Origin of the sequence: Paracoccus sp. (in: a-proteobacteria), from assembly GCF_047973135.1 — a bacterium.
Lineage (GTDB): Bacteria > Pseudomonadota > Alphaproteobacteria > Rhodobacterales > Rhodobacteraceae > Paracoccus.
In genome coordinates this window covers 1-9,285 of sequence record NZ_JBKEBL010000239.1, presented here as the reverse complement: position 1 = coordinate 9,285, position 9,285 = coordinate 1, and the positions used below count along the sequence as shown (strand labels likewise).

Here is a 9,285-nt window from a genome sequence, read left to right as displayed (position 1 = left end):
GGCGGGCGGTGCCGCGTCCACCTGTAATCCGGCCGGGGCGGCCAGCACCAGCCTGGTGATGCGTTGTGGTTGACGGATGGCAAAGGCTGCCGCCAGCCAGCCCCCGAAGGAAAAGCCCGACAGCGCAAACCGGTCAAGGCCGAGCCGGTCGAACAGGTCCATGTAATGCAGCACATGATCCTCGACCGATGCGATGGCGGGGTTGTCGCCGGATTCGCCGAAGTTGGCGTGGAAGGGGATGAGGACACGATGGGTCCGCGCCAGATCCGTGGCGAAGGCAAAGCCGGGGAAGGTGCCGGTGCCGTGCAGGAAGACCAGCACGGGTCCGCTTCCACCAGCCAGCAGCACGGTTTTGGTGCCGTTGATGTCATGCGTCTCGCGGGTGAAGCCTGAGGGTGTCGGAACAACGGGGAGCATGGGGCGATCCTCGATCAAGGGTTGGCCCGCGTCGCCGGGCGCAGGGTAAGGGCCGCGAATTGTGCGGTTGCATTGGCAATACGTGCGGCGAGCAAGCCGGAAGGCGCCCTGCCAGCCACGATTTCCTCGGTGCAGGCGTAGATAGAGGACGAAACGGTGGCGGCCTCGAAGAAACCGAAGAGCGGGCGCAACTGGTGCTCTACCATCAGCGAATGGCGCAACCCGCCGCCCACGGCTGTCAACAGCACGGGCTTGTTACGCAGCGCTGCCGGATGGATCAGATCGAACACATGCTTGAACAGACCGGGGTAGGATCCCTGAAAGACCGGCATGCCGACCACAAGCCCGTCGCAGTCTTCGATTGCTGCCACCAGGTCGCGCCAACCCTCATCAAGTGCCGCACGGTCTAGTGTCAGCAGTCCAGACCCAGACCCGGCATTCGACAGGTCGCGCCGCTCTACATTGAGGCCGAAGCCGGAGAGCAGCGCCTCGCAGACCGAATCGACCAGAAGATGTGCCTTTGCCGGGTGGGCGCTGCCGATGAAGGCAACGATGCGCGGAGCGGCCCGCACAGGCGCGGGAGTTGGAACTGCGGCCATGGCTCAGCCATTGACCCCGAAGACGGTCCATTTCGCCTCCGGCCCGGCAAGGCCCAGCAGGCTGCGCCCGCATTCCTCGACGATCTGGTCAGCCATAAGGATATGCTGGGTGCCGGCATGGATGTCGCGGTAGAAGCGCTGCATCGGCGTGTTGTGCAGCGAAGCGCCGCGGGCCGCCCGATGAGCGAAGGTTCCGACCTCGGAAATCACATCATGGATATGGCGTAACGTCAGCTTCACCATGGTCATCTGCTCCAGCGACGGAGCCTCGTCCCGCATTGCGCTGTCCGAGACGGACCGCCAGGTCTCGAACACCAGCGCGCGGGCCGCTCGGTAGCGGGCATGGGCCTGCGCGAACTGGAACTTGAAGCTGGCGGACTCGGCCGAAGGTCCAAACGGGTCCGTGCGGGTGCGAATCACCTCGGCCAACTCGTCGAGAATGCGACGTCCGACCCCGGTGGCCCAGGCGGTATGCACCAACGCACTGTATCCGGCGAGGCCGAGATTGCCCTGTGGCCCGCCCCTGCGTGGCGCACTGATGTCGAAATCGTAAAGCATGTGATGCGGCACGAACAGCTCTTCGTCCGCCGCCAACGTATAGTCAAAACTGCCAGTGGCGCGCAGGCCCAACACGTCCCAGTTGCCCAGAAGCTTGATGGTCGAGCGGGGATGGTGGCAGACGACGATCTTGGGCGAGCCGTTCGCCGTCATCACCATGTTCTGGCCCTCGGCATCCATGACGAAGCAGCCGGAATGAATCCATTCCGCATGGAAGATCGAGCTGCCATAGGCCCAGTTGCCCTTGATCATGTAGCCGCCGTCCACAGGTCGGGCAAAGCCGCGCGGCACGCCATTGCCCGCGATGGTGATATCCTTCCGTTTGGCAAAAACGGTGTCGATCCCCTGCTGCGCAAGAAAGATCGCCATTGTCGTGCCTTCCATGTTGTTCACCATGGCGCACCAGCCTGCCGAGGCATGAGCGTGGGACAGGCGTTCGAGCAGGATCACCACCTCGACCGGCAGAAGCTCGGCCCCGCCGACCTCACGCGGGAAAAGCATGGTATAGATGCCTGCCGCGCGCAGCGCCGCCACGACCTCGTCGGTCATCCGGCCAAGCGCCTCAGCCTCGTTCGCCTTTTCGCGGACCAGCGGCAGAATGTCGTCGAGCCGTGCGGCAAGCTCTGCGGCATCGGTGCCCGGGGAGAACTCCCAGGGGGAAGCGAAAGCGTTCATGGTCGATCCCTGTTTTGTGCGTCCGGCACATCATAAGCCGGTTATCTAAGCGAGATTGCGCCGCAGATGACTTTGTCCCAACCCCCCCGGATGGGGGGATGGGCGGGCCAGAAGTAAGATTTGGACAGGTTGCAAAAGCAGCGCTAGACTTGCCGGTGCGACAGGAAACCCAACTCGACAAAGGGCACGAGATGACCGTGACAGCCGCATCGCACGACCTTCTGGCCGATCATGTCATTTCGGTCGCAGCCAGTCATAGCAAGACTGAACTGGGGGCCGCTTGTCACGTGGCGGTGGATGCGTTGCTTGGCGCTCCGGCGATGGGGCTCTACCTGCGCGAGGCGCATGGCCCGGCACTGCTCTACAGCCACAACGCACCGCGCGGGTTCCTGGAGGAATATGCGGGCGAGCTGGCCATGCGCGATCCCATGATCGAGCGGATCATGGAGACAGGATGTTCCGTCATCGGGACAAGCCTGCGCCGCACACAGGGGCGGAACATCAGGTTGATGCAAGATTTGCTGAACCGCTGGGGCTTCTGCGACAATCTGTGCGGTCCGCTCTATGTCGGGGCGGAACTGATAGGTTTTCTCTATGCCGCCGACCGCGTTGCGCCCCGCGAGGAACCGGCGCTGCGTGCCGAGCGGCTGGATTACATTTGCCGGTCTGCCTCGCTGGCGCTCTGGCGCCTGGCCGCCGATCCGGCCCCTCCGGCCAATGTGTCCGCGACTCCTTCCTTGGCGATGATTATGCCGCCACGCCTGGCTGAAGTTGCGCATCTGGTCTGCGAGGGCCGCACCAACAAGGAGATTGCACGGCTTCTCGGCATCTCGCCCCATACGGTGAAGGAGTATATCTCAAACTTGTGCCAGCGGCTTTCGGTGCGGAACCGCACCAGTATTGCCGCTGCCCTGTTGCGCTTGCAAAAGCAGGAACCGGGCGTCACGCGTTCCGCCCAAGAAGCAGCCTTGCTGAATGCCACCTTCCGCCCAAGGTCTGCCGACCTGCGCCGGTGCGCCGAATATTTTTGACGAAACCTGAAGCATCGACGGCTGGGGCTCACTGGCTCAGTGCCGTTTTTGTGCTGTCATGGACGACCGTGTTGCGCGAATAAAGTTTTGCTCGCACAGGCCCCTTTCCGCTGATCGTCATGCGGTTCAGGGTGCGGGTGGCAATTTTTGTTTCGGTGGTCTGGGTCTCCAGTTTGCGACCGCGCAGGTTCGGTCCGATGACCTGCTTGTGGCGCCCGATCCGGGCCTCGCCGCGAGAACTCTGGCCATGACCGGTGGCCTTCTGCTAGGCCATCCGGCCACCGCATCCGCGCTGAACCAGATCGTGACGTCACCGCGCTGGCAGAGCGCTCCGTTATACTCCGCCCGGTTCGTTACCCGGTACTTCGTCTTCGCAAACTTGTCCCGCCCCGCCGTATTGTATAGCTGAAGCATGCGTCCCGTCGCATGACACCTTCCCGACGGTGTTCCGAATGATCGCCCGCAAGGCGCCTGATGCGACTTTCTCTCTTGTTTTAGAGACAAATCCCGTCAGTTCAGCCCCAGCATACCGCGCAGGGTCGAAAGATCCTCGGCCAGCGTGTTGACCTTGGCCGACAGCAGGTTGCGGTCGTCATCACTGAGGTTTTCATAGGACACGAAGCCGCCGTCATCCGTTTTATACTTGGACAAAACCTCATAGACAGCCGCGAAATTCGCATCGGTCGAGGCAACGAAATCGGCATTTTTGCCGGCGATCAGCGGCTTGATCAGATCATAGATCTTTTCCGAGCCTTGGAAATTCGCCTCGAAATCCCACAGATCGGTGCGGCTGTAGCGATTTTCCTCGCCCGAGATTTTGGTCGCGGCGACCTCTTCCATCAGCACGGCAGCGCCTCCAACTACGATCTCGGGAGGAAAGGTAAGCGTGTTGATCCGGTCGTTCAGATCAATCACATTGGCCATCAGCCCGTCGGCATAATCGGCAAGACCCTCGGTGCTGCCCTGATCCCAAAGCCCGTATTCGATGCGGTGAAAGCCGATGAAACCGGGATCCTTTTCGCCCTGTTCATAGTCGTCGGCACGCGCGTCGATGGCCACGTCAAGATCCGAGAACAGCTCGGCAATGGGTTCCACCGCCTCGTAATGGGTACGTGTGGGGGCGAACAGCGCCTTTGCCGTCTCCAGATCGCCAGCCTTGATCGCATCGGTAAAGGTGCTTGTACTCTTGACAAGTTCGGCTGTGTTCTCAGCGACATAAATTTTGTATTCGGCCAGTGGCCCGACCAGATCCAGCGTGGCGTCCTGCGCCAGGGTGGGCGTGGCCAGCAGCGCCAACAGTGCCGTTGTTCCCAGGTTTCGTGTCATGCTCATCGTGAACTCCTGTCTTGTTGAGTCTGATTTGCGTGGTGGCTTATGGTTTGATGGCTTCCACGAGTGTTCGTCCGATATAATCGTTGGCATCCACCGCGCCGGGCAGGATGAAGAAATATCCGCCCCCGACAGGTTTGATATATTCCTCCAGCGGTTCGCCATTCAGGCGGTTCTGGATGTCGATAAAGCCGGTGTTCAGATCGCGCTGATAGGAAATGAACAGCAGCCCCTGATTGATCTGACCGTTTTTCTCGACACCGTTGGAATAGTTAAGGGCGCGGCGGATGAAGGGCAGCGTGCCGATATTGCGCGGATTGGCCAGCCGGATATGGGCGTCAAGCGGGGTGATGTCGCCGTCAGGGTCGTCGGCATAGTCGAAATCGTCATATTCCGACCCGCCGGCCAGCGGTGCACCGGAAATCCTGCGGCGTCCAAAGATGGCCTCTTGCTCTTGCAACGGTGTGCGGTCCCAACGCTCGACGAAATTGCGGATGATGCGCAGCGCCTGATAGGTTCCGCCGGTCGCCCAGTCCGGCTCGTCGCCATCGGCGCCGATCCAGACGATTTGTTCCATAAGCGCGGCATCATTGGTATCAGGGTTGGCCGAGCCGTCGCGAAACCCCAGGAAATTGCGGGCGCTTGGGGCCCGGCTGCCATCAGAGGGGGGGATTTCGGGCGGCACATTGCCATCCTGCATCCAGGACAAGACCAGATATTGCGACAGGATCTTGATGATGTCGCGCAGCGCATGGATGCAGGTGTCTTGCGTATTGGCATTGAATTGCACCGACAGATCGCCATGGCACAGCTCAGAGCGCAGCGCATCATTGGGGAACTGTTCCATTCGGACCAGCGAATTGGGCTTCAGTCCGTCCGCGATCCAGTCATGCTTGTCGAAAAACGATGCCCCCAGCCCCACGGTGATGGTCAGGTTGTCGGGCGCGACCGTATCGCCCAGAATGCCGGAATCGGCGGGTGGCAATTTTGGGTCGCGCGCCGGTACCGGCCCGCCCTGCGTCAGAAAGGCGATGCGGCCCGTCAGTGTACGAAAAAACTGCTCTGTATCTGCGGGGCCTGACAGCACCAGGTTGAACGCAGCCACGATGCCATTGGCCGGGCGCGGTGTCGCGATGCCCGCCTGATGCGTCCCGGTCCAGGGCTGTGATTGCCGCGCGGTCTGCGCGTCGCCTGTGGGGGCATCGGCCACATGGGCCGGGGTCCGTGGGGTTTCGGCCCATGCCATACCGCCGCCGGTTGTGAGCAGTGCCCCGCCGCCGATGGCACCCAGAACCTGCCTGCGGCTGGCCATCGGGCAGCCTGTGCCGGTCTGCGTGTTTTGCGTATCATCGCTCATGTCAGATCCCTCCGATGGCTGGTTGCAAGCGATCCAGCGTGCCCGCCAGATCGGCAAAGGCTTTCGCCAGCGCCTTCCTGTCTTTCTCGCCGACCTTGTCATAAGCCGGAAAGCTGCCTTCCTGCTTCAGCCCGTCCAGCGCCGCTTGCGTCGCGGCGATCTGCGCCGCCAGAGCATCCTTCAGCGCCGGATCGACCGGTGCGACGACGCCTTCCAGAAGGCCGGACAGTTTCGCGATACCCTCAAGACTGGCGGCAAAATCGGCCAGATCGGCGCCGGCATAGTGATCTTCGCCCTGCACGATCCTGCCTTCGGCAAGTTGGCTGGCCATATCGCCGGGCAGCGCGATCAGCAGCGCGGGGTCGATGGTAAAGCCCGACAGCCGCGCCTTCAGGTCAGTCAGATCGGCGACCAGCCTGTCGGCGACGGGGGCCAGCCCGTCCAGGGTACCCTGTGCGAAAAGCCCATATTCCAGCCGGTGATAGCCGGTAAAGGCTGGATCGGCTTCGCGCGCTGCCAGAAGATTGGCCAAGGGATCAATGGTGTTTTCCAGATCCGAGAGGCGATAGGCCAGCGGCTCGATCCGCTTGTAGGGCGCGCGCGCCGCAATCCACGCCGCCTGCGCCGCCGCCAGATCATCCGCGACGATGGCGTCGCGCAGCGCCTCGGCGGTGCTGACCGCCTGCGCGCCCTGCATGATCAGATAGACCTTGTATTCCCCAAGCGGGCCAAGGAAATCGCGCAGTTCAACCTGTGCGGCTTCGGTGGACCACTCTTCGGAATGGGTCACATGCAACACCCCGCGCGGATTGGTCAACAGCCCGCAGGTGATCGCGAAATCGCCCGGCGACAAGTTGACGTTCAGCACGGATTTATAGCCGGGCAGGATGTTCTCGCGCTCGGCCACCACCATCACGCCATCGAGGATTTCCCATTCGACGGGTCGGTCGGATGCGTTGGTGATTTCAAAGGACCGGCGGCCAGCAGCGACGGTCATCTCCATCGGGTCGCAGGTCTGGCTTGTCACGGTCACGGTTTCGAAGCGACCGGTCTGCGGCGACCCCGGATTGCGTTGCGAGGCCCACCAGAAGGCGCCCATGCCTGCGACAACCAGCGCCGCACCGACCGGGACCAGCACCCAGAGCAGACCGGAGGGAGAGGAAGGGTGCGGATCAGGCATGAGCTACGGCTTTCACAGGGCGCAGGAAAAAGAACATAACAACAGACAGATAAAGGGCATAAACCGCCACTTCGGCAATTGTCGGTGTGTCGAGATAGCCGAATATCCCCGACAGGATCGTGCCCACCACTGACGACACCGGCAGAATCAGGCTGCTGTCCCAGACCACGCCCTGAAGACTGTTCCAGACACCGGCCTCGTGCAGGTTACGCAGTGTGCCCGCCAGAATGCCCGCAGCGACAAACAGGATGAAAATCCCCGTCCAAAGAAAGAACTTGCGCAGATCCAGCCGCAGTCCACAGCGAAAGATCAGCCAGCCGATGATGACCGAGACCAGCAGCCCGGCCAGCGCCCCCGCCGGCGCGGCGGGGCCGGTGCTTTGCTGAAACACGGCCAGCAGGAAAAAGACCGATTCCAGCCCCTCACGAGCCACCGCCAGAAAGGCCATGCCCGTCAGCGCCCAGCCCGTCGCGTCGCTGGCCAGTGCGGCATCGACCTGCCCCTGCAACTCGCCCTTGATCGAACGTGCTGCCCGGCGCATCCAGAACACCATCCATGTCAGGATGACAACGGCAACAACGCCGATCAATGCCTCGAACAGTTCCTGCGCGCGCTGCGGAAAATCGGCGGCAAGCAACTGGATGCCCGCCCCCGCGAACAGCGCTGCTGCAGCTGCAAAGAACACGCCCGCCCAGACCGCCGGCATCCATGCCGCACGGCCGGTCTTGTGCAAATAGCTGGCGATGATCCCGACGATCAACGCCGCCTCAAGCCCCTCGCGCAGCATGATCAGAAAGGGTGCAAGCATCAGTGGGAACCGCAACGCAAGACTTCAGCCTCACAACGGATGCAACGGGTTGCGTTGCGTTCGTTCATCCTGGCAACCATCATACCCTCATTCTTCCTGTAAACGCGCTTTCATCACCCTGCGGCCGCATCGTAAACGCGACCTTCGGCATGTTCAGGAGCTGGTTTTACACGCCAGCCAAATTCTTGACAACATTAATCGGAAATTTCGGCGGTACTTCGCGACCATAGCCCGGACCCCTCAACGATCATGCGCGCCCGCGCGGCCGGGGGCGTAGAAGTAGAGCACGCCCGGCGGGTCTTTGCCGCTCCGTTCGCCATTGGGCTCGGACCGTGTATGGATGACACCCGCGGGGCAAGGGCTGTTCGGTCACATCGGGCGTCTGGTCGGTTGCGGCCATGTATACGGCGTCTGATTTGCAGCGCTTGGGCTGCGCGCCCTGATGAAATCCGCGTCAGCGAAGCTCCCGATCAATGGCACGCGCTTGGAGGTGTTCCGGTCCGAACAGGATGTCCTTTGCGATATAGCCTGATGATTTTGTTTTGATTATGTTGTCAGGCTATAACCATTTGATTTTACGATGATGCTGCGCCAATTTGATGATCAATTGGCTTCCGTCAGCTATGTTCCACAGACAGTCGCCTCCAGGCTTCCTGCGGCGGCGGGCGCTGACCTGACCACATCCTCTTCCAGCGCGACGCGCCGAGCGCCTTGTTCTCCCAGAGCGCGGGGTAATCCATCGCGACGATGTCTTCGGCCCGATGGCCAGCCTCGAATATCCGCAGGATACGCGGTTCGAACTCCTGGCCCTCGTCCTTGGGAGAGGCGAGATATAGCCAAGCGATCTTAAACTGATTATTTGTGTGTCATGACGTATTCACTTGATTTCCGCCGCCACGTTTTGTCCGTTCGGGAGAAGGAAGGGCTGACCTTTGCCGAGACCGCTACGCGGTTTTCGGTCGGGGTTGCCAGTTTGACGCGATGGGCGAAGTCGCCTGAGCCCAAGGCGACACGTGAGGGGCGTCCCCGCAAGGTCGATCTGGAAAAGCTGGCGCAGGACGTTCGGGACCACCCCGACGCTTACCAATATGAACGGGCGGCGCGGTTCCAGGTCACACCGAAGGCGATCTGGAACGGGCTGAGGGCGCTCGGCGTCACATATGAAAAAATCGCCGACGCACCCGAAGTCGGACGAAGCCGCGCCGCAAGCCCTCCGCGAGAAGATTGCGCGAGATCCGAGTGATGGACGGCCCAGCCTTTCTCTGGACGAAACCGGATTTGCCGCCGACATGCCCCGCACCCATGGCTATTCGGCACGAGGACACCGCTGC

General features: G+C 61.7%; 9 protein-coding genes. 2 read left to right on the top strand and 7 right to left on the bottom strand.

The annotated features are described in order from the left end of the window. From ACK5L9_RS17740 to ACK5L9_RS17730, 3 genes are all read right to left on the bottom strand, one after another. A partial coding sequence (locus tag ACK5L9_RS17740; RefSeq protein WP_416912782.1) for an alpha/beta fold hydrolase occupies positions 1-417 on the bottom strand: 417 nt, incomplete at its 3' end. Positions 418-431: 14 nt separating this feature from the next. After that, positions 432-1,016: an NAD(P)H-dependent oxidoreductase gene (locus ACK5L9_RS17735; RefSeq protein ID WP_416912781.1), complete on the bottom strand. Its 585-nt coding sequence runs from the start codon at positions 1,014-1,016 to the stop codon at positions 432-434. A 3-nt stretch (positions 1,017-1,019) separates the two neighbouring features. Then, the gene (locus ACK5L9_RS17730; protein WP_416912780.1) at positions 1,020-2,249 is read right to left on the bottom strand and encodes an acyl-CoA dehydrogenase family protein; all 1,230 of its coding nucleotides are present in this window, start codon (positions 2,247-2,249) and stop codon (positions 1,020-1,022) included. 191 nt (positions 2,250-2,440) lie between these two features. On the opposite strand from ACK5L9_RS17730, the gene ACK5L9_RS17725 reads away from it, so the two are divergent. Beyond that, positions 2,441-3,280: a LuxR C-terminal-related transcriptional regulator gene (locus ACK5L9_RS17725; protein WP_416912779.1), complete on the top strand. Its 840-nt coding sequence runs from the start codon at positions 2,441-2,443 to the stop codon at positions 3,278-3,280. 510 nt (positions 3,281-3,790) lie between these two features. On the opposite strand, the gene efeO (ACK5L9_RS17720) is transcribed toward ACK5L9_RS17725, so the two are convergent. The 4 genes from efeO (ACK5L9_RS17720) to efeU are packed head-to-tail and all read right to left on the bottom strand — an operon-like array spanning position 3,791 to position 7,954. Further along, on the bottom strand, positions 3,791-4,612 hold the full coding sequence (gene efeO / locus ACK5L9_RS17720; protein ID WP_416912778.1) for an iron uptake system protein EfeO: 822 nt from the start codon (positions 4,610-4,612) through the stop codon (positions 3,791-3,793). Between the two features lie 40 nt (positions 4,613-4,652). Then, positions 4,653-5,966 carry an iron uptake transporter deferrochelatase/peroxidase subunit gene (gene efeB / locus ACK5L9_RS17715; protein ID WP_416912777.1) on the bottom strand — a complete coding sequence of 438 codons (1,314 nt, stop codon included), beginning with the start codon at positions 5,964-5,966 and terminating at the stop codon, positions 4,653-4,655. 1 nt (position 5,967) lies between these two features. Further along, positions 5,968-7,146, bottom strand: a complete 1,179-nt coding sequence (gene efeO, locus ACK5L9_RS17710) for an iron uptake system protein EfeO (protein ID WP_416912776.1) — start codon at positions 7,144-7,146, stop codon at positions 5,968-5,970. Then, on the bottom strand, positions 7,139-7,954 hold the full coding sequence (gene efeU, locus ACK5L9_RS17705; RefSeq protein WP_416912775.1) for an iron uptake transporter permease EfeU: 816 nt from the start codon (positions 7,952-7,954) through the stop codon (positions 7,139-7,141). Before efeU ends, efeO (ACK5L9_RS17710) begins: the two co-directional genes overlap by 8 nt. Positions 7,955-8,822: 868 nt before the next feature. Here efeU and ACK5L9_RS17700 point away from each other — a divergent pair. Beyond that, entirely contained in the window at positions 8,823-9,197 is a 375-nt protein-coding gene (locus ACK5L9_RS17700; protein ID WP_416912783.1) for an IS630 transposase-related protein, read from the top strand. Positions 9,198-9,285: the final 88 nt, after the last annotated feature.